Below are 19,465 nucleotides of genomic sequence, written 5' to 3'. Positions count from 1 at the left end.
AATCCGGAAAAGGAGCACCTAAATGAAGAAAGCCCACGCTGCGAAGAGCGTGGACTGGATGAGACGCAAACGATGCAATATTGCTCACGATAAAAAGCCCGGCCTCAATCAGAAAGCCGGGCTTCGATATTGATTGCCGATTTTAACAACCTGCCCCGAAAGACTACTTGCCTGCAGCAACTTTCGCACTGCGGTTCATCAGCCAGACCAGGATCGGGCTCGCAACATAGATAGAACTGTACGTACCGATGATGATACCGACAGTCAGACAGAATGCGAAACCATGAATCCCTTCGCCACCAAACGCGTACAAGACAATGACAACAAGGAATGTTGTCAAAGAGGTCAACAATGTTCGTGACAGGGTCTGATTGAGCGACTGATTGACAATTTCCGCTGTCAGTTGAGGATTCTTGCCTCTTACTTCGCGAATACGGTCAAAGACGACAATGGTGTCATTCAGCGAGTATCCGACCAGAGTCAGAAATGCGGCAATCATCGGCAGATTGATACGGAAATCATTCACCAGCAGCAGGTTGCCAATCGGCGTGCCATTGATGTAGGAAACAAGTGCCAGCATGCCCATCACGAACAGTACGTCGTGAATCAACGCTGCAACAGCGGCCAGACCAAAGGTCACATGCTGGAATCGGAACCAGATGTAGGCCGTGATCACCAGCATGCTGAGAAGAATCGCGATGACAGCCCGGCTCTTCATTTCGCTGGCAACAGCACTGGCAAACGTGTTCACTTCGTCGAACAGCGGGCTTCTGGCCATACTGTCCTGCATGGTTGTCAGCGCGGTTTTCAGATCATCCGGCTCAACAGCGGGCATCGCCCGAACAGTCACCTTTGAGTACTTGCGTACCGCCATTTCAGCGGCTTCCATTCCGGAACCCTCAACGCCTGCGATCTCAATCAATGCAGACGGTTCACCATATCTGGGCTGGCCGTTACTTAAGATCCTGCTGAGTGCGGCAGACAGGTTATCCAGAACCGTTCCGGCGGCAACTTCGTCAGACAGCGTGATATCGGCTGAAGAACCACCGTCGAATCGCTTCAACTGAAGTGCTTCGACGGAATCGTCGCCTTCCGCGATCTCGATCGGCTGAATATCGCTGAATTCCATCGTCACCATCCGAAGCTTCATGTCGCCGTTGCCCTTGAATGCTTCAAAGACTTTTCCGCGAACGCGTTCTTCGGCCGATGCTTCTGCGGTATCATCCTGATTGGTGATTCCGGAATCGCTTTCGGTGGTTCGCAGGCGGAAATGGCGACCGACTCCTTCTGTGGTGTCCGCGTCCATAGCCAGACGTTCCAGTGTGAAGGCGTCTGTGAATTGCGTCGCGAGGACTTCGCGAACATCTTCCGTCTTCACATCTTCAGTGAACTGCATGGTGACCATGGTTCCGCCGGTGAAGTCAATGTCGTAGTTCTCCTGACCACGTGAGAAGAATGCGACCAGACCTGTTCCGATCAGGGCGACCGAGATCACGGCACAAAGCTTTTGCTTGCCCAGGAAGTCCCAGTTGGTACTGCCGACGATCGACATCATACTGAGCTTTGATGCCCATCGCTTCTTTTCGATAATGTCGAACAGTAATCGACCCACAAACAGGGCAGTGAACATGCTCATCACGATACCGATGAACAGGGTGATGGCAAACCCCTTCACCTGATCGGTACCGATCGTGAACAGAACCACGGCGGTAAGCAGCGTTGTTACGTTGGCGTCAACAATTGTCGACAAGGCCTTGGCGAAACCATTCTGGATGGCCATCCTCAGGCTGGATCCACGGCTGAGTTCTTCACGCATGCGTTCGTAGATCAGAACGTTCGCGTCAACAGCCATACCGATCGTCAGAACGATACCAGCCAGCCCCGGCAGGCTGAATGTCGCGTTGATCAGCACCATCGTGCCAAGTACCAGGACGATATTCAGGGCGAGAGAGACAATAGCGACGACACCGGCGAGTCGATAGTAAAACAGCATGAAGACGACCACGATCGCGCCGCCCATGATCACCGAATTCACGCCTTTATTTCGAACATCAGCACCCAGCGTCGGGTCGACGGTTGCTTCACTCAATGGCTTTGGATCAATGGGAACTTCAAGGGCACCTGCGTTCAGGACATCAGAAAGTTCCTGAGCTTCTTCCACGGAAAACCCGGTCCCACCACCTTCGATATAACCACGCTCTGCAATGACCGAATTGATCTGCGGCGCCGAAAACACCTTGCGGTCAAGGACGATCGCCAGTTTGCGTGGACTCCGTCCTTCGATCGGAAGGTTCTCACTGGTCATGTTCTGGAACAGGAACCCCCCCGCCTGATTGAAGACGAAGTTCACGATAATTTCACCGTTGGGGGCATACCCCGGCGTTGCTGAAACCAGGTACTCACCAGTAATTCGCTGAGCTGGTGGGTCGACAAGAAGCAGGTACTCGAAGGTCTGATACTTCTCCGTTTTTCCGTCAACAGATCGAAGCTTTTCAACAGGTCGGCTGACAAGTGCCTCCTGAGGCTTGGGAACACCATTGGTTTCGTAAGCTTGTCGCCAGACGGCGATCATGTTGCCAGTGGCGTCCAGTAGTTCTTTTGTTTCCACATCCAGAGAGCGTCCCTGTTCCACGATTTCACGATCGTCGACGGGATCGGCTGCAATGAAGAACTCCAGGCTACCCAGTGTAGTGAGCTTGCGCTTCAGCTCAGCCACGGTCTGCGGGTCTTCGCCCGGCACAATCACTTCAAGCCGGTCTGTACCGACCTGACGAACCATGATTTCCTCTGCCCCGGAAGGGTTGATTCGCTTGCCAACGGCCCCCACCATCCGGTCCATAATTTCATTGGTGACTTCCTTACCTTCTCCGTTCACCTTGTAAACGATGTTGGTCCCGCCTTTCAGGTCGATCCCAAGACGAATGGTCTCAGTGACGGGCCGTCCGGCCATGATGGAGCCGATAAAAGGTGCCAGACCCAGCACCAGTGCAAACAGGCTGACGCCGATTCGGAAGCCCCACTCTTTCACCTTGAGTGCATTGGCGAGCAGTTGCCCCAGCACGAATGGAAGAACAATCAGAGCCAGAACACCAAACAGCACCAGCACTCCTGTCATGCCGGACGATGGTGCAGCTGCCTCTGTCGTTTCAGCCACTTTCGAGGCTGTTTCCAGGGCTTCTGCAGCGGTGTCAGCTGCTGCTGCGACCGCTTCAGAATCCTGCAAGGCCAGAGTCAGCAATCCGTTAAGGAATTGATACATCGAAGAAGTTCCTGAGGATGTCAGCCGTTGAAAAGGGGGATATCGAAAAGCCCGCTGGAACTTAGTCCATCAGGTCGAAGAATTTGAATCTGTGGAGTCTTCCAGCAATCCCTGAATGCTGGATCGCAGGAACTTAATTCGCGTGTTGTCGTCAACCTTCAGAGTAATCCTGGCGTTGTCCGACGACACCTCCACGACCGTTCCAATGATGCCACCCGCGGTGACAACCTTGTCGTTCTTTTTGAGGTTTGCCAACACAGCGGCTCGCTTCTGTTGTTCTTTTTGCTGAGGTCGCATGAACAACAGATAGAACATCACACCAATGATCAGGAACGGGCCCATGGTCACCAGAGGATTTGGTTCGCCCGGCTTCACGGCGTCCTGAGCAAGAATGCAGGTTCGCCAAAGCTGCGGGATAACATTCTCGATCGACGTTTGAAAATTCAGCACTCGATTTGCCTGATGTTTTGCACGCTGGAGGAAACTTTCCCACGGATACGTCCGGACTTCGCCATCAAAGTTCGCCTGTTACCGCTCAGTACTGGCAGAACCAGCAACGAACAACAGACGTTCTACGACGTAATCACCCAGCTGTGGGCGATTTGTCAGGGAAAAACGCGGCATATTAGGGCTGCGAGTGCCAGCGGGCAAGTTGATTCGAACGGAACTCCCCCGCAACACCCGCGATTATCGCCTTCCGGAGATTACGGACGAGGGTTTGGTAAAATGTGATGTTGTGAAGCGACAGCAGAATCGGGCCCAGCATTTCCTTCGCAACGAACAGATGCCTCAGATACGCCCGGCTGTAGCGAGTGCACGCAACACAGCTGCATTCCAGGTCCAGTGGACTGTCATCCCGCTGGTGGACGGCATTTCGTAAACGAACCGGGCCGGAACTCGTGAATGCCATTGCATTACGGCCATTTCGGGTGGGCATCACGCAGTCGAACAGGTCAATTCCCCGACAAACCGCTTCCAGAATGTCTTCCGGCCGCCCGACACCCATCAGGTATCGCGGTTTTTGGACAGGCAGGGCAGGAACCGTGAAATCCAGGGTGCGGTACATCGCCTCAGGAGGCTCCCCGACACTTAAACCACCAATCGCGTACCCTGGGAATGCCAGGCTGACGAGGGAATCTGCAGATCGCAGCCTCATTTCTTCGTGCACGCCCCCCTGAACAATTCCGAACAGGGCCTGGTCCGACCTCTCCTTGGCATCCCGACAGCGTTTTGCCCAGAGAGTCGTGCGATCGACAGCTTTGCGGATCTTTTCAATTGATTCGCCGGACGGAGGGCATTCGTCCAGACACATAATGACATCGGCCCCCAGATTCTCCTGAATCCTCACGGCGGTTTCCGGAGAAAGCTCCAGCAGGCTGCCGTCGATGTGGGATCGAAAGACCGCTTTTTCATCGGTGAGCTTTCGCATAGCGGCCAGACTGAAGACCTGAAACCCTCCGCTGTCAGTCAGAATTGGACCGTCCCAGTCCATAAATCGATGCAGACCACCCAGTTCGGCCACAATTTCGCTTCCGGGGCGCAACGCCAAATGGTAGGTGTTGGCAAGAACCATTTGCGCCCCCGCATCCCGTAACTGCGAAGGAAGCAGCCCCTTGACCGTTCCAAGCGTGCCCACCGGCATGAATGCGGGCGTCTCAACGACGCCGTGCGGCGTTACCCATCGGCCAGCTCGACCGGATGTCTGCGAATCTGATGCATCCAGGTGAAACTTAAAACTGCTCATGAATGCTTTACCGCATCGGTCTTTTCCTGATCGAAATCGATCGGATTCATACTGTCTGAGCTGTCCCTGCCCGAAACCATGCCACTGGAGTCAAAACCATCGCTGGCCATTCCTTCACGCTCCACCACGGTTTCCGGCTGGAATCCTGCAAGACGGCTCATGGGGCCTAAGCGTCCCTGGGCCAGCAACACCATGAACGCTGGCACCATGATGGGTCGAACAACAAACGTATCCAGCAAGACGCCCAGTGCCAGTGCGAAGCCAAGTTGATCCATGCCCAGAAGACTGCCGGCCATCAGCGACGAAAAGGAACCCGCCATGATAATTCCACAGCTGGAAATAATCCCTCCGGTCTTTTCCAGAGCCACCGTGATGCCGCGAATCGGGCCATGCGTCTTGCGTTCTTCGTCGATGCGCGTCATCAGGAAGATGTTGTAGTCCTCTCCCACGGCAATCAGGATCGTGAACAGAAACAGTGGCACCTTCCAGTCCATTCCGGTAAAGCCGGAAGGATCCATCGCCCAGAAGACAAAGAAGGTAATACCAAGAGTTGCGAGGTAGCTGTAAAAGACGCTCAGAATCAGGTAGCTACAGATCCCCGGTTTTCGCAGTAACGCGACCAGGACCACATAGACGCTGACCAACACCAGGAGGTCGATACGAATCTGATCGCGGTCGGTAACGTCTTTTAAGTCACTGACGTTGGCAGTGGGACCTTTGAATGACAACCGGGCGTTGGCCAGCTCTTCAGGCAGCATGGTCGGCAGTTCATCGCGCAGTTTTCTGAATTCCGCAATGCTGCTCGTGGAAAATGGGTCGTTTTCGAAAATCAGATCCAGACGCGTCACGGAGTGATTTTCTTTGCTCACGTAGTAGTCTCGCGCCAGTTTTCGTTGCCCGATGGCCTGAGCGGCGTTCAGTCTGACTGATCCACGGTTTCCCCTGGGTGAGGACAATGACCGAACTGAGTGAATTCCAAGACGTTGCTTGTCCGCCTCAAGTGAACTGGAGAGCTTTTCGATAAGCCTCTCCGGACCTCGAGAGAGTTCGCGAAAGTCGATCCCTTCCGCTTCCAGCAATACGTAAACCGGGCCGACTTCACCTGCCGGGAAGTGAGACTGAATCGCCTGGATCCCGCGCAAACTGGTGGAATCATCCGGTAATTCAGACAACAGACCATAACTCAGGTGACTGAAGTAAATAACACCAATCATGGCGAACGGCAGCATTCCCAGAATGCTCAGCAGCCAGGTGAGCCCCGGACGCTGCTGAACCAGATTTGCGATGCGTTGCCAGCCTGTCTGCATCAAGTTGGCTCTCTGTAGCCGCGTCAACCAACTGGCTTTTACCAGAAAGCCACCTTCACCACGGTTGTGCAGCGTCATCATGCTTGGCCAGAACGCCCAGCGACCAAACAAACGAATCACAGCAGGGGTCAGCGTAATACTGGCGATCAGACAAATGAACAGACCACACGTGATGGCGTAACCCGCCTGACGGAACTTGCCGAATTCGGCGAACATCATCATGCCAATACCAAAGATTGATGTACCCGCACTCGTCGCCAGTGCCGGGCCAATTGTCTTCAGTGTACGAGAGACCCCTTCTTCTATGGTTGCGCCGTCATCCAGTTCTTCTCGATAGCGAGCCATCAGGAACAAACCGTAATCGATGCCCGCTCCGTAGACGACGACCGTCACATAAGTTTCAATTCCATTGAACAGACTGACCCACCCATACTCCGCGGCAATAGCCAGAAGGCTGATGGCAACGGTGGTCGAAACAGCAACCGTGATCAGTGGTATCAGCGCCAGCAATGGAGCGCGGTAGATGGCGATCAGAAGAATGACGACCAGAATCACGGTCCATTTCTCGGTGGCCTTCGCGCTCTTCTGCGACTCCATGATCATGTCACGACCGAAAGTGGCCGAACCACTGATCGCAACATCCAGGCCCGCTGGCATCGTGGGAGACGAAGACTGATTGTTTCCTGTCGCAGTCCCCGGATTCTGTACGGGGGTGCGATAAAGCCGATCAATGAATTCCTCAATCGCATTGACCAGTTCAGAATTGGCCTGATCCAGGAACTCAGTCTTCAGCTGCACAACAATCAACGACGCTTTGCCATCTTCGCTGTTCAGAAGGTCGCCGATTTTGGGATCCTGAAACCACTGGATATCATGAACGATCTCGCGCAGTCGATCCTGTCTTGCGACCTGCTCCTTCGTCAGCGCGGCCGAACGCCGTTCCTGCTCTTCAATTTCCTCCGATAACAGCTCATCCGCTTCTCGCTTCAGTCCCGTCAGCAGGTAAAGTTCCGGAACCAGGACATCCGTAATGAATAGCTTGTCAGAATTCTGAAGCCCTGCTTTGAATTCGGCATTGTCCCGATCAACGCTGCCGTCTTCGCGACGCACAACCAGGACAACACTGCTTTCGAGCATGTCATCCGGAAAGGCCGTTCGAAATCCCAATTCGGCCAGTCGGCTCGGAGAATCCGACGGAAGAAACGCAAATTCGCCGTTTTGAACAACTGTGGACCATTCGGGGGCAGCCAAAAAAGAAACAAGCAGCAGCAACATCCAGCACGCCGCAATCAGCGGCGCCCGTTTGGCGGCCAGGTTTCCAAGCTTCCCGAAAAACATATGAACAGTTTGTTCCAGTAAAGTCGCCGTCAAAGTGCAGGCATCGCGTCATGTTCAGAGCGGCCTGATTCCAGGCATCGCCGACCTGCGTAATGTCGCCACTGGTCTGGGTTTATCAAAGCCGGGCAGTCTAGCAACCGCATTTCAAAGTCTAAAGTCGCCCGGCAAAATCCCTGAAAGCATCTGAAGAATGGCCATTTCGGAGCTGCATTCCGGAGAATGTTTCCTGTACAGATTGCCGCCTGGTCATTTGTTGCATGTATCTGCCGCCGAGCGCAGTTCATTTTGGGTTTGTTAGAATCACCCCGGCGATTGACGAAACAGGAAAGGAGAGAGCAATGAGAACCAGGATTCAGTACGTCCTGCCTGCGCAAATTGCCCGTTTTGACCGAACGGCAATTTCATCGGCGAGCGTATTTCGGGCAGTCAATGGCTTCGCCTGTCATCAAGACTCGGCCCTGAATTACACCGAACTTCCCTTCGTCGAAGAAGCCGGTTTGCGGGGCGGCTACCCAAGAATCGTTCTCTCCCCCGGCGGAAAGCTGCTTCTGAGCCTTGAGTTCGATGCCACCCGGAATCTGACACGGAAGGAACTCGCTGCGTTGAAGCTCGAAATGGACGGGCAAATGCTGGATGGCATCGGCGCGGGATGCTTCGACGAACTTACCGCGGCAACAGGGCTCAGCATTCAGATCGCCGCATCTGCCAAATCAAAGTGCCAGCAAGCCGCCGGAACCGCGTGGCGACCGGGAAGAACGACGGAAAACGGAAACAGAAGCCGCATTGACGCTGTCCGGAAGCAGATGGAAAAGCTGGAATCCCTTCCTCCGGACGTCAACACCGCAAAGCAGTCACCGCCAGGCGAAACCTTGCCATCAGCCTCACCAAAGGCGCGGTCAGCCTCACCAAAGGCGCGGTCAGCCTCACCAAAGGCGCGGTCAGCCTCACCAAAGGCGCGGTCAGCCTCACCAAAGGCGCGGTCAGCCTCACCGAAGGCGCGGTCATCTCGGGCAAAAGCAAAATCACCCCAGGCAAAGTTGCCAACATCGACAACTGGACCCGGGAGACTTGCGCCATCCGAACCCGAAAGTAGCAGGGCAAGACCCGATTTCCAGAAGTTGTTTCAACTGCTGGCGAAACCAGAGCGAGATCAACTGATCCCGCAAATCAAAAACGAACTGGATCGTGTTGGCAATGATCTGAGCTCCGTTGTGGATGGTCAGCTGCCGAACATGAATTTCCAGAACCCGAAGCTTCTGCGATTGCTGCTGGACGCAGGCCTCCCGCCAAATACAACCGACGTTTCACGTCACTCCCTGTTGATTCAGGCTGCCGTCAATCCGAAGTCGATTCAGATCCTGCTGAAGCATGGCGTCGATGTAAACCGCGTTTGTGAGTCGACTCATACGGTCACTGCCCTGATGCGGGCAGCTTCCGTTGGAGCATTACTGTCTGTCGAGCTGTTACTTCAAAATGGTGCCGCCCCCGGGTTGAAGAACAGAAATGGCAAGACAGCTCTGGACATGGTTGACCGACGCTCGAAGTCGCGCCAGAAGATCATCGATTTGCTCAACAGTCACTCGTGATTCAACTCCCTCAGGCACCGTTGCTGAATGGAACGGCAGCCACTATGGCTCATTGAGGGCAAAGGCGAAATCCATTGGCTTCGAATCCGAATCACGAAGTCTGACGCTGTCGACGGTCACGGAACTGCCTAGAATCAAGTAACGCTGGAATCGAATGGCGGTTGTTTAGGGTGGCGCGCGGAACGAAAGCGAGCAATGTCCGCGGCCGCCCCCTGTTTGTTCGTACCCCGAAAGGCAGAAAAATGGCTCCGAAGAAGAAACCCACCAGGGCAGCCAGAAGTTCCAATGCGTCACAGGCACCGGCTGTCGCAAACAGGAAAAATTCACGCAGGAGCTCCGATTCTACACCTTCCTCGAACAGCACAACAGCGGCGGCCCGAATGACCATCGGGGGGTATTTGATTCAGCGACTTCAGGACTATGGTGTGCGAGATATCTTCGGCATTCCAGGGGACTTTGTACTGCAGTTTTACGGGATGCTGGAAGACAGCCCCATCAATGTCGTTGGAACCACAAACGAAGCCTGCGCCGGGTATGCGGCCGATGGTTATGCTCGGATCAATGGTATCGGTGCGGTTTGTGTCACCTATTGCGTCGGGGGCCTGAGTCTGTGTAATGCGGTGGCCGGAGCATACGCAGAAAAGAGTCCGGTAATTGTGATCAGCGGTTCGCCCGGTATGTCGGAACGGCGTTCGGATCCGTTGCTTCATCACCGCGTGCGGGACTTCAACACGCAACGTGATGTCTTTGAAAAAATCACCGTTGCAACCGCTTCGCTCGAAGATGAACTGACAGCGTTTCGTGAAATTGATCGATGCCTGGAAGCCTGTGTTCGCTTCAAACGGCCTGTATTTCTTGAGATTCCTCGGGACAAAGTCCTGGCAGAAGCAACCCACGCACACGTTCCGGTTGTTACTCCGCTGGTCAGTGACCCCGATGCGTTGCAGGAATGCCTGAAGGAAGCGAGGGAAAGCATCCACGCCGCAAAACGCCCTGTCATCATCGCGGGAGTTGAGACACATCGTTTCGGTCTGCGCGAGCAGGTTCTCGAGTTGGCGGAAGCAAATAACATCCCGATCTGTGCAACGTTGCTCGGAAAGTCTGTTGTCAGCGAAAAACACCCTCTCTACCTGGGTGTCTACGAAGGCGCCATGGGCCGTGATGAGGTAAGACGTTATGTGGAAGAGAGCGACTGCGTCATCCTGCTGGGCGCTTTTATGACTGATATCAATCTGGGGATCTTTACAGCACGACTGGATCCCGGCCGGTGCATTTATGCGACCAGCGAAAAACTGAGAATCCGGCATCACCACTTCCATGATGTCCTGTTCACCGACTTCGTCACACACCTGGCTTCGAAGAAGATTGGCCCGGTGCGAGCTGCTCCGAAAGTTCGTCCTCCCGAAGTTCCTGCATGGTCCCCAAAGAACGATCAACCAATTACAATCAGGAGATTATTTCAGAAGATCAACAGCCTTCTGGACCAATCCATGGTCGTTGTTGCCGACACCGGCGATTCCATGTTTGCCGCAGCTGATTTGTCAATCAGCCGACACACAGAATTCCTGAGCACCGCTTACTACACTTCGATGGGGTTTTCGATCCCGGCGTCCGTCGGAGTTCAGGTTGCGAACCGCAACCTCAGGCCCCTCGTTCTGGTAGGGGATGGCGCATTTCAAATGACTTGCATGGAACTTTCCACCACCGTCAGGCGTGGATTCAACCCCATCGTCATTGTCCTGAACAACAAGGGCTATTCGACAGAACGCTTCATTCAGGAAGGGCCGTTTAACGACATCCACAACTGGAACTATCACCGGATGCCGGAACTGCTTGGGGCTGGCTGGGGATTTGAAGTTCGAACAGAAGGGGATCTGGAAAAAGCCATCAAAGCGGCGATCGCCAATCAGGATTCCTTCAGCCTTCTGAACGTTCATCTGGAAAAACTGGATGTGAGTCCCGCTCTCAAACGACTGGCGGAACGTCTGGCAGACCGAATTTAGCCGCCTTTATCAAACCTGCGAAGGCAATCCTGAGTGAGCGAGAGACGTTTTACAGGCCATCGGTCTATCGCTGATGCATCGGGTTCCATTCTTCAAGCGGCTACCGGGTTGCTCACAACCAGAAAGTGCAATAGCCAACACTTACCGGTTGTGGGCAGTCCTTGCGATCCCGAAATCTTTTGGACCTGCAGGGAATGGTTTCCCGTGGCAATTTGATCCTGCTTCAATTCGGAAGCCGGGTCTTGTGGTCGTTGGCTGTAACGACACTGACCGTCTTATCGACTAACATGTCGCGCAGTGAACACAAAGCATCGTGCCGTTGACTTCAGATTTGTCCTCTTTGAATCCCATTCATGCCTGTCGATTTGCTTAAATCCCCCCGTTTCAAGGCCGAACATCTCGGCCTTCCGATGCCGGATTCGATCCATGCTGTTTCAGCATGCCTTCCGCTTTGGCGTCATAATGTCGCCTACGAAGAAGGCGATCAGTCGGTTATCGGCCAGCTGAAATCGGCATACCCACGGTTTTGCCTGAATCCGATGGTTCGCGAATTGTTTCGACAGACATTCGAGCCGCTTGGCAAAGCAGGTTTCATCTTCCCGTCCAGACATTCCGCCCTGGAAGCAGCCGGGTACGTTGCAAACAGAGGCGGTGGGCAGTGCCGTGTCGTTCCCATACCTGGTCAGGATGTCGTGGGGGTTGCCGCCAGCGGTGGTGACGAAAAGTTACTCAAGCAGTACTGGCAGCACACAGGTGAAATCATTTCATCACGAATGGCTGTGCAGATCACTCAGGGAACCAGAATCACATTTGGAACGTCTCCTTCAGCAGACATCGTTCGGCAACGCGTCGCTGACTTCGAAGGAACAAGCGCGGAGAATGTCCGTCTTTATCCCTCGGGGATGTCAGCGATGATGTCAGCGTGGCGGACCGTTCAAAAGGTCTATACTGGTGCCCCCAGCGTGCAGTTCGGCTTTCCCTACGTCGACACTCTGAAGATCCAGCAGCGTTTCCATCCGTCCCGCTGCGAGTTCTTCCCGGTTGGTAGTTCCGGCGACATCGACCAGCTGGAAACAGTCCTGCGCAGAAGTCCCGTGAGCGCAGTATTCTGCGAAACCCCAGCCAATCCACTGCTCACCTGCCCGGATCTGCATCGTCTCCGCAATCTGGCCGATCAGTTCGGATTTTTGATCGTTATTGACGACACACTCGCCGCATGTCTGAATCTGGACGTCCTGCACCTGTCTGACATTGTGGTGACAAGCCTCACAAAGTACTTCAGTGGTTATGGGGATCTGCTTGCAGGCAGCCTGACGCTCAACCCCAATGGAGCCCGAGCCGAAGAACTCCAACAGGCACTGGACGAACACTACGAATGCCTGATTGCAGACGTGGATATCGACGCACTGGAAGCGAATTCCCGCGATGTGGCAGACCGTGTGAACGCAATCAATCAAAATGCCACAGAACTTGCCAGGCGACTGTCTGAGCATCCTCGAGTGAAGTTTGTCTGGCACCCCTCCCTGCATCATTCCTTGATGAATGACTCTGATGATTGCAGCGCACCTGCCAGTAACTACGAACAGTTGCGCAGACCCGATGGTGGATTTGGCGGCTTAATGTCGATTCTTCTGCACGATGCGGAAACCGCAGCTCCCGCCGTTTTCGATGCCCTGAGTGTCTGCAAAGGGCCGAATCTTGGAACCGTCTTCACACTCGCGTGCCCCTATACAATTCTGGCCCACTATGACGAACTTCCGTTTGTCGAATCTTGTGGTGTATCACGCTGGCTCATCCGCCTCAGTGTTGGAATTGAGCCCATTGAGGAATTGTGGAGCCGTTTTGAGCAGGCATTATCTGTGCAATCGTTATAGCCGTCAGAACCGGCCGCGCAGAATCTGCTGAATGTTGAATTCAGGCAACATTTGACGAATAGAATGCGAAGAAATCGACGTTTGTCGTAGCTGAAGTTTTTGCGGTCAATTCAACTTTCAGCTACGGTGGGCCCCAATGAATGACATGATTTCGTCAGGTCTGAATCAGCTGGTCGCCGGACTGCAACCCTACGTTGCAGCCCGCGTGAGGACACTGCGCGCCGAAGACGCAGATCGAATTATCGCCAGCTTCTCCGATCCGCATGCGATTCTAGTCTACATGTGGGACCACTGGAACGATTTATTCCGGCATGAGCTGTCATTCGCAGAGCGATGTCTGGTGAGCGAACTGCGTGAGTACCGAAATCGATGGGCCCACCAGAGAGTCTTCAGCGACGATGATGTCTACCGGTTTCTGGATGATGTCGAACGCCTGCTGAATGCAATTCAAAGTCCGGCGGCCAGTGCAGCAGGATCGCTGCGACTGAAGGCACTGGCGAATCTGAGTACCCGTTACAGCCAAACCGACGCAACCCCGCGGAAAAAAACTTTTCTGGGTGCAATGGCCATCTGCCTTGTTTGCGCCGCTGCCATCGACTTTGCGCTGCTGAATTACTTCTTCAGCGGATTGTCCTGTATCATGGCATTGCTTGTCAGTGTGCTCTTTTATCGAATCGGCCGACGGCTTGCCGTCAGAGAAGCGGTCATTACCGTCGGACCGCGGGAGTGTCCAACGTGTGCGCGAGTCGTTTATTCCGCGCAGTGCCCGTATTGCGAGACTCAGGAATTCTCAGCTGCAGAACTTGTGTCAAGACAACGCGACAAAAACGCTGCCTGACAGAGCGTCCTGGCCCGGCACAGATTTCACCAGCCAGCAAGCCGGGATGTCCCGGCTCAGTATCCACTGAGAGAGAGAAACCAACGTCCAGCCTGGTAATGAAACTGTTACCAGGTGCGTCTTACATTCTCCGGATGAACTCGGGCAAAGCTGTCTGAATTCATATCCAGCGGCTTCTCAACGCTTTGCCCGAAATTCACACAGCAGAAGTTCGGCAAACTGCCGGCGTTCTGCTGCCAAAATCAGTCAACTGGCTCACAGTGCTCCGGCAAGCATAGTTCCATTTGCGTATCGAGGCACATTCACAGTGAATGGCGCCGACGTGGAGAGTGCCGGGGTCGCATCTGGTGATGAGTGCACCTCCACATTGCTTAACGTGAGTCGTTCCTTCGAATTCTCCGTGAATAAGTTCACGCAAACGTTAAGCACTTCGTGCAGATTCACCTTGATATTGTCCGCAACGTTTCCGGCCTTTGTGGCATCTGCTGCCACTGCTGCGGGAATCATAGAAAATGCCGCTCCGATGGAATTGGCAAGTGACAAGTCACACAGCACAACCCGTCGAACATTACCCGCTTCGTCGGCGTACTGAGCCAGGACGTAGGGCTTTGACAAATCCGGACCCTCCGGTGCTGACTTCGCCTGAACGCTCTCGCCAAGCAGGCACTGAAGCATTTTTTCAACGGAATCAAGTGTAGGAATGATGTTGTCAGACATGGAATAACCTCAGTTCTTCGAAAACAAATGCGTGGGATGCAGCCGAAAGAATCTCTACGCGAGAACCGGACTAATCGCCGCTTCGAATGAGTTTGGTGTGAAAGGCTTGGTGACCAGAAAGGATGCGCCGGCGTCTTCCGCTTCTTTCCGGACTTCAGCACTGCTTTCAGATGTGATGAAGCCGAACGTTGTTGTGTTACCTGATGACCGAAGGCTCTTCAGCAGGTCAATGCCTTTCATTTCCGGCATATTCCAGTCCGAAAGAACCAGATCTGGTTTGTGCTCAGCAATCACAGCAAGCGCCTCTGCACCGTTGTTTGCTTCCAGAGTCTGGAACGTACCCAAAGCAGTCTGCTTCAATGTACGGATCACGATCATTCGCATTGCTTTACTGTCATCCACGACAAGAATTTTCATACCCCTGACTCCCCCCAAAATGGCCCGGCTGATTCGCGGGTTTTGTGAACTAAGTGTTTAAAAAACAGAGTGTGATCCCGGTCCGGACGGCGACTAGCCAACGGCTGTCGGATCCAGAAGTCGAACGACGAGGGAATCTCCTTCGCACCGATTCGTGACTGAGATACCTTCAAAGTCATCACCGAACGGCGCTTCGCCGGTTGCCTGCCCAACACATGGAAGGGAAAGACTTGAATCGACTTCCACGATTCCTTTCAGATTCCCGCCAACCATGTTTACGATTTCTCCCACCGCATCCAGGATATCTGCTTCTGTCAGGTCCGATTCATCTGTGGCAAACATCCGGGATGCAATGACGCGGGCCGTTGTCATCGGAGTAAGGACCTGAACCAGGGAGTTCCAGCCACCCGAGATTCGGATGACAGCAGACAGCGCATCTGCCTCATCGCATGAAACAGCCTCTGCTGGCTCCATTGACAGGCCCAGCATGCCTGCGCAGACGTCATTGACCACCTGCTGCAAAGTATGAGCATCGATCGACATAAGGATTGGGTCCTAAGCTGTGACCGGTCTGAAGCAGACGGTCTTACCTACAGATTCACGCACGAACGGAATGTTCAAAGTGATCAACGTTTCGCCACCACCCAGAAATAAATAACCATCCGGGCGCAGGGCCCGATGGATACGAGTGAGAATCCGTTCTTTTGATTTCTGATCGAAGTAGATCAGAACGTTCCTGAGAAAGATTACATCAAACTGAACTGTACTCGGCCACGCCGACGCAAGATTCATTTTCCGGGCATCAACCATCTCACGCAGATTTTCTTTCACCTGCCATTGGGTTCCATTCCGTTTAAAGTACTTCAACAAATAGTGAGACGGCAATCCACGATTCACTTCAAACTGGCTATATATCCCTTCACGTGTCCTCTGAACCATTTGCTCCGATAAATCAGTCGCCTGTATACGGATATCCCAGGATGCCAGCTCGTTGAAGTGTTCACGAATAGAAATTGCAAGGCTGTAGGCTTCCTGCCCACTGGACGAGGCTCCACTCCAGAGGTTGAGTTTTCTTGACACAGACCGTTGCCGAATGAGGCGGGGAAGAACTTCCGAACGCAATGCTTCAAACGGAAGCATATCACGAAAGAAGCTCGTTTCGTTGATCGTCATCGCCTCGGCGACTCTATCGTGCAACAAGCCTGAAGGCCGCCTTCGCAGTTCCGCGACAAGGCCTTCGATATCGTTCAGCCCGATGTCTCGAGCAACAGGGGCAAGTCTTGATTCAAGAAGATAGTCCTGATTGTTTGAAATGATGTTTCCGGATTTCTCCTCAATCAGAGATTTCAGGAAACTGATATCTGGTGGAGCCAAAGGCATGGTATCAATCCAGTATTGCAGCAAGCACAAAGTGCAGCATCGTTTTGGTTGGCACTACAGAAGAATCTCCGACTGTTCTCTGTACCGGAAATCAGGGCATTCCGTGTTTAATCAGGTCTTGTAACCAGTCGATATAGGTATACTTAATATCTGCTAAGCACCCGCCGCAGATGCAAGCAACGGCGATGAGCCACGAATACGACTTACAATTGCCCGTGCAATTTCGCCAAGAGGAAGCACAGCGTCTGCGACTCCAGCCTCAGCCACTGCGCGGGGCATACCCCAGACGATGGATGTATCTTCGTCCTGAACAATGACCCCACCACCCGCGTTGCTCAGCTGCAGACATCCCGCGGCGCCGTCTTTGCCCATACCTGTGAGCACAACGGCCAGCGAATTTCCGGCATACACCTGAGCGACGGAACGAAACATGACATCAACTGCCGGTCGACACGAATTCTCCGGCGCTGCCTGATTCAGCCTGAGGACAACCCCACTGGGTGCGCGTGCGACAACCATATGATGGTCGCCGGGAGCAACCCACGCCTGGCCGGGTTTGACGACAGCTCCGTCATATCCTTCGCGGACAGTCAGGCCGGAGCAACGGTCCAGGCGTTCAGCCAGAAGCTGCGTAAATAACGGTGGCATATGTTGGGTGATCAGGACCGGCACGCCCAGATCAGCAGGAAGCTTTGCAACGATTTCTGCCAGTGCATTCGGCCCACCGGTTGACGCACCGATGGCCAGAACATGAATTGGACCGTTCCTCTTCTTTCCCGACGTTTTGATCGGTGGTCGCCCGTCAGATAACCGAGCCGGGCGAATCGCCACGGCAGCTGACGGCCTTGAAGCGGCAGAAGACACTGGCGCTGACGGGGCACTTTCACGCTTTGATTTGTAGACCTTGCCCCACTGTCGCAATTTTGGAATCACGTCGCTCCGTAGATACTCCATTGCCTTGTCGACGTGCCCGACACCTGTGGGTTTCGCGACATAATCTGACGCCCCGGAAGCAAGGGCGTCCAGAGTCGCTTCGCCCCCCCTGACTGTCAACGTACTGAACATGATGACTGGAACAGACTGACACGTCATCCGAATCGCTTTCAATGCCTCAATTCCATTGAGTTTCGGCATATCCACGTCGAACAGAGCGACGTCCGGCTTGTGAGCATTGAAAAGAGCGACAGCTTCTTCACCGTTTTGAGCAGCACCGACTACTTCCATATCGCTTTCGCCGGAGATCGCTTCCATCAGTATCCGCCGCGTGACCGTCGAGTCATCTGCAAGCAGAACCCGAATGAATCTTGACATCAGAAATCTCCATAGGTGCGCCGCACCCAGTGAATAACATCACCCATTAATCCGTAGACAACTGAAACCGACTGCATCAGAGTGCACCCATTGTCAGGGCATCACACATGATTGTTTCCATCAGCTCTTCAGATGACTGCAACAACCGCTCAGCAGCATCGGCAACACCACAAGACTCCAGCACCAGAAGAGCACTGTTCTGCCGGAAGTCATAGCCATCCGGCCCGCCCAGCCTCTGGATATGATTTGCGAGGTGATCACACGCCGCCGTCAGTGCAACCAGTCGTTTATTTCGCACCGCGTCCGACGGTGTATGGTGGAACTGAATTGCGTCAACCAGTTCACTCGGAAGATGGCATCCTCGCGCAAACCAGGCACCCAGATCACAGTGATTCGATCCGGTCGACTGATTCTCTTTGTGGACGACATCTTCAGATTCATCAAACTCCAGCGGGTCAATAATGCTGAACCGATCGGGTAAACTGATGGCGAACAGCAATCGACCAAAATCATGGATCAACCCGGCGGCAAACTCTTCTCCCTGAAACCCGACGCACAGAGTCCTGTTGATATTTATCGCAACCACCCCGGTTAACAGGCTGTGTCTCCACAGAGCACTTCGCGTCCACTGATCCTTCAGCGAAATACTCTTCATCAGCGACGACAAACTCGTGCTCACGATAAGGTTTCTACACTGCCTGAAGCCAAGTCTCACGACCGACATGCGAAGGCTTGACACTTTCTGCCCGCGGCAGAACGCAACAGAATTTGCCATCGCAAGAACATCCGATGCCAGTTTCATATCGCGTTCGATGACAGCACTGAACTCAGAAATGTCACAGTCGGGCCGATTGACGATATCCAGAGCAAGTAGCGCGTTGTCCGGCAGCATTCGCAGATCACTGGTTTTCTCGCGAATCAGCTCCCGCAGAGTCTCTGCAATGACTGGTTCCTCCACGGTACTGCCGGATTTCATCGTAAACTCCCGATTTCAAAACCCTTCATTTGTCGAGTTATTTGGTAACCTGAACCCCGGAAACCCCAATCAGCCGGAGTTTGTCCAGAAGTATGTCCGAGGTGAATGGCTTCATTACAAACTCGTCGACACCCGCCATCAGTGCTCTGGCCATTTGCCCGGGTTCCGTTTCCGTTGTCACCATGACCAGTTTCATATCCCGCCAGCCGCTGTCAGCCCTGACAGCTTTGACGAAATCGAGACCATTCATGACTGGCATATTCCAGTCGACAAGAGTGACTTCAATGTCTGCGTATCCCCGGAGCACAGCCAGCCCCTCTGCACCGTCTCCGGCTTCGACAATACTGAAACCAAGCGGTTCTACGATCTGCCGAAGAATTCGTCTCATTGCCCGGGAGTCATCAATAATCAGGGCATGCATATATGTGTCCTTCGTAATCAGTCGATATTCGCCATAGCCAACGCAGGCAAACCATGCAAGCGAAGTGACGAAAGCCTAAAGAACTTCGTGGATGAATTGAGTCTCTGTTATGCAGTGCGTTCCTGGCCTCTGAATCACAACCCGCACCAGGAATATCTAGCTATTGACCTACGTCCTTCACTACTATTACTTAGCTCAATACACTAGTTGAGAGCGTTAAAAAGTAGCATAAATAGTCTCGTTTGTTCTCATTTGGCATCAGGAATACACAGGATCATGTAAGTAAAAACCCGA

The 19,465-nt window shown here is 53.6% G+C and carries 15 protein-coding genes; 4 read left to right on the top strand and 11 right to left on the bottom strand.

The features are described 5' to 3' along the window. Positions 1-163: 163 nt before the first annotated feature. From secD to R3C20_05450, 4 genes are all read right to left on the bottom strand, one after another. Entirely contained in the window at positions 164-3,259 is a 3,096-nt protein-coding gene (secD, locus tag R3C20_05465; protein ID MEZ6039933.1) for a protein translocase subunit SecD, read from the bottom strand. A gap of 69 nt (positions 3,260-3,328) precedes the next feature. Beyond that, positions 3,329-3,709: a preprotein translocase subunit YajC gene (yajC, locus tag R3C20_05460; GenBank protein MEZ6039932.1), complete on the bottom strand. Its 381-nt coding sequence runs from the start codon at positions 3,707-3,709 to the stop codon at positions 3,329-3,331. Between the two features lie 175 nt (positions 3,710-3,884). Continuing rightward, the gene (gene tgt / locus R3C20_05455) at positions 3,885-5,003 is read right to left on the bottom strand and encodes a tRNA guanosine(34) transglycosylase Tgt (GenBank protein MEZ6039931.1); all 1,119 of its coding nucleotides are present in this window, start codon (positions 5,001-5,003) and stop codon (positions 3,885-3,887) included. Then, entirely contained in the window at positions 5,000-7,648 is a 2,649-nt protein-coding gene (locus tag R3C20_05450; protein ID MEZ6039930.1) for an MMPL family transporter, read from the bottom strand. The genes tgt and R3C20_05450 overlap by 4 nt, the downstream gene beginning before the upstream one ends. 338 nt (positions 7,649-7,986) lie before the next feature. Here R3C20_05450 and R3C20_05445 point away from each other — a divergent pair, with 338 nt between their 5' ends. The 4 genes from R3C20_05445 to R3C20_05430 all read left to right on the top strand — a co-directional run bounded on the left by R3C20_05445 (position 7,987) and on the right by R3C20_05430 (position 13,949). Beyond that, positions 7,987-9,234 (top strand): ankyrin repeat domain-containing protein, encoded by a 1,248-nt coding sequence (locus R3C20_05445; GenBank protein ID MEZ6039929.1) that lies wholly within the window; start codon positions 7,987-7,989, stop codon positions 9,232-9,234. A 242-nt stretch (positions 9,235-9,476) separates the two neighbouring features. Beyond that, positions 9,477-11,237: a thiamine pyrophosphate-binding protein gene (locus R3C20_05440; GenBank protein MEZ6039928.1), complete on the top strand. Its 1,761-nt coding sequence runs from the start codon at positions 9,477-9,479 to the stop codon at positions 11,235-11,237. Between the two features lie 353 nt (positions 11,238-11,590). Beyond that, entirely contained in the window at positions 11,591-13,111 is a 1,521-nt protein-coding gene (locus tag R3C20_05435) for a PLP-dependent transferase (protein MEZ6039927.1), read from the top strand. 136 nt (positions 13,112-13,247) lie between these two features. After that, positions 13,248-13,949, top strand: coding sequence for a Swt1 family HEPN domain-containing protein (locus R3C20_05430; GenBank protein MEZ6039926.1), 702 nt, complete (start codon positions 13,248-13,250; stop codon positions 13,947-13,949). Between the two features lie 255 nt (positions 13,950-14,204). Here R3C20_05430 and R3C20_05425 read toward each other — a convergent pair whose 3' ends face one another. The 7 genes from R3C20_05425 to R3C20_05395 form a co-directional block, all read right to left on the bottom strand. Further along, positions 14,205-14,666: a hypothetical protein gene (locus R3C20_05425; protein ID MEZ6039925.1), complete on the bottom strand. Its 462-nt coding sequence runs from the start codon at positions 14,664-14,666 to the stop codon at positions 14,205-14,207. A 54-nt stretch (positions 14,667-14,720) separates the two neighbouring features. After that, positions 14,721-15,083 (bottom strand): response regulator, encoded by a 363-nt coding sequence (locus R3C20_05420; GenBank protein MEZ6039924.1) that lies wholly within the window; start codon positions 15,081-15,083, stop codon positions 14,721-14,723. A 93-nt stretch (positions 15,084-15,176) separates the two neighbouring features. After that, on the bottom strand, positions 15,177-15,626 hold the full coding sequence (locus tag R3C20_05415; GenBank protein MEZ6039923.1) for a chemotaxis protein CheX: 450 nt from the start codon (positions 15,624-15,626) through the stop codon (positions 15,177-15,179). Positions 15,627-15,638: 12 nt separating this feature from the next. Then, a complete protein-coding gene (locus R3C20_05410) occupies positions 15,639-16,463 on the bottom strand; it encodes a protein-glutamate O-methyltransferase CheR (protein ID MEZ6039922.1) in 825 nt (274 codons plus the stop codon). Positions 16,464-16,616: 153 nt separating this feature from the next. Further along, positions 16,617-17,774: a chemotaxis response regulator protein-glutamate methylesterase gene (locus R3C20_05405; protein ID MEZ6039921.1), complete on the bottom strand. Its 1,158-nt coding sequence runs from the start codon at positions 17,772-17,774 to the stop codon at positions 16,617-16,619. A gap of 76 nt (positions 17,775-17,850) precedes the next feature. Further along, the gene (locus R3C20_05400) at positions 17,851-18,750 is read right to left on the bottom strand and encodes an HDOD domain-containing protein (protein MEZ6039920.1); all 900 of its coding nucleotides are present in this window, start codon (positions 18,748-18,750) and stop codon (positions 17,851-17,853) included. Between the two features lie 37 nt (positions 18,751-18,787). Then, positions 18,788-19,171 (bottom strand): response regulator, encoded by a 384-nt coding sequence (locus R3C20_05395; protein MEZ6039919.1) that lies wholly within the window; start codon positions 19,169-19,171, stop codon positions 18,788-18,790. Between the last annotated feature and the right edge of the window lie 294 nt (positions 19,172-19,465).

The sequence above is a fragment of the Planctomycetaceae bacterium genome (genome assembly GCA_041398825.1).
In the GTDB taxonomy this organism is placed as follows: Bacteria; Planctomycetota; Planctomycetia; order Planctomycetales; family Planctomycetaceae; genus F1-80-MAGs062.
Note: the sequence above shows the minus strand (reverse complement) of the source record. Positions and strands in the feature narration are given on the sequence as shown.

Bases quoted from the DNA above. Each gene is read 5' to 3' on its own strand.
- secD (MEZ6039933.1), bottom strand. From the start codon at position 3,259: ATGTATCAATTCCTTAACGGATTGCTGACTCTGGCCTTGCAGGATTCT.
- tgt (MEZ6039931.1), bottom strand. From the start codon at position 5,003: ATGAGCAGTTTTAAGTTTCACCTGGATGCATCAGATTCGCAGACATCC.
- R3C20_05450 (MEZ6039930.1), bottom strand. From the start codon at position 7,648: ATGTTTTTCGGGAAGCTTGGAAACCTGGCCGCCAAACGGGCGCCGCTG.
- R3C20_05445 (MEZ6039929.1), top strand. From the start codon at position 7,987: ATGAGAACCAGGATTCAGTACGTCCTGCCTGCGCAAATTGCCCGTTTT.
- R3C20_05440 (MEZ6039928.1), top strand. From the start codon at position 9,477: ATGGCTCCGAAGAAGAAACCCACCAGGGCAGCCAGAAGTTCCAATGCG.
- R3C20_05435 (MEZ6039927.1), top strand. From the start codon at position 11,591: ATGCCTGTCGATTTGCTTAAATCCCCCCGTTTCAAGGCCGAACATCTC.
- R3C20_05430 (MEZ6039926.1), top strand. From the start codon at position 13,248: ATGAATGACATGATTTCGTCAGGTCTGAATCAGCTGGTCGCCGGACTG.
- R3C20_05425 (MEZ6039925.1), bottom strand. From the start codon at position 14,666: ATGTCTGACAACATCATTCCTACACTTGATTCCGTTGAAAAAATGCTT.
- R3C20_05420 (MEZ6039924.1), bottom strand. From the start codon at position 15,083: ATGAAAATTCTTGTCGTGGATGACAGTAAAGCAATGCGAATGATCGTG.
- R3C20_05415 (MEZ6039923.1), bottom strand. From the start codon at position 15,626: ATGTCGATCGATGCTCATACTTTGCAGCAGGTGGTCAATGACGTCTGC.
- R3C20_05410 (MEZ6039922.1), bottom strand. From the start codon at position 16,463: ATGCCTTTGGCTCCACCAGATATCAGTTTCCTGAAATCTCTGATTGAG.
- R3C20_05405 (MEZ6039921.1), bottom strand. From the start codon at position 17,774: ATGTCAAGATTCATTCGGGTTCTGCTTGCAGATGACTCGACGGTCACG.
- R3C20_05400 (MEZ6039920.1), bottom strand. From the start codon at position 18,750: ATGAAATCCGGCAGTACCGTGGAGGAACCAGTCATTGCAGAGACTCTG.
- R3C20_05395 (MEZ6039919.1), bottom strand. From the start codon at position 19,171: ATGCATGCCCTGATTATTGATGACTCCCGGGCAATGAGACGAATTCTT.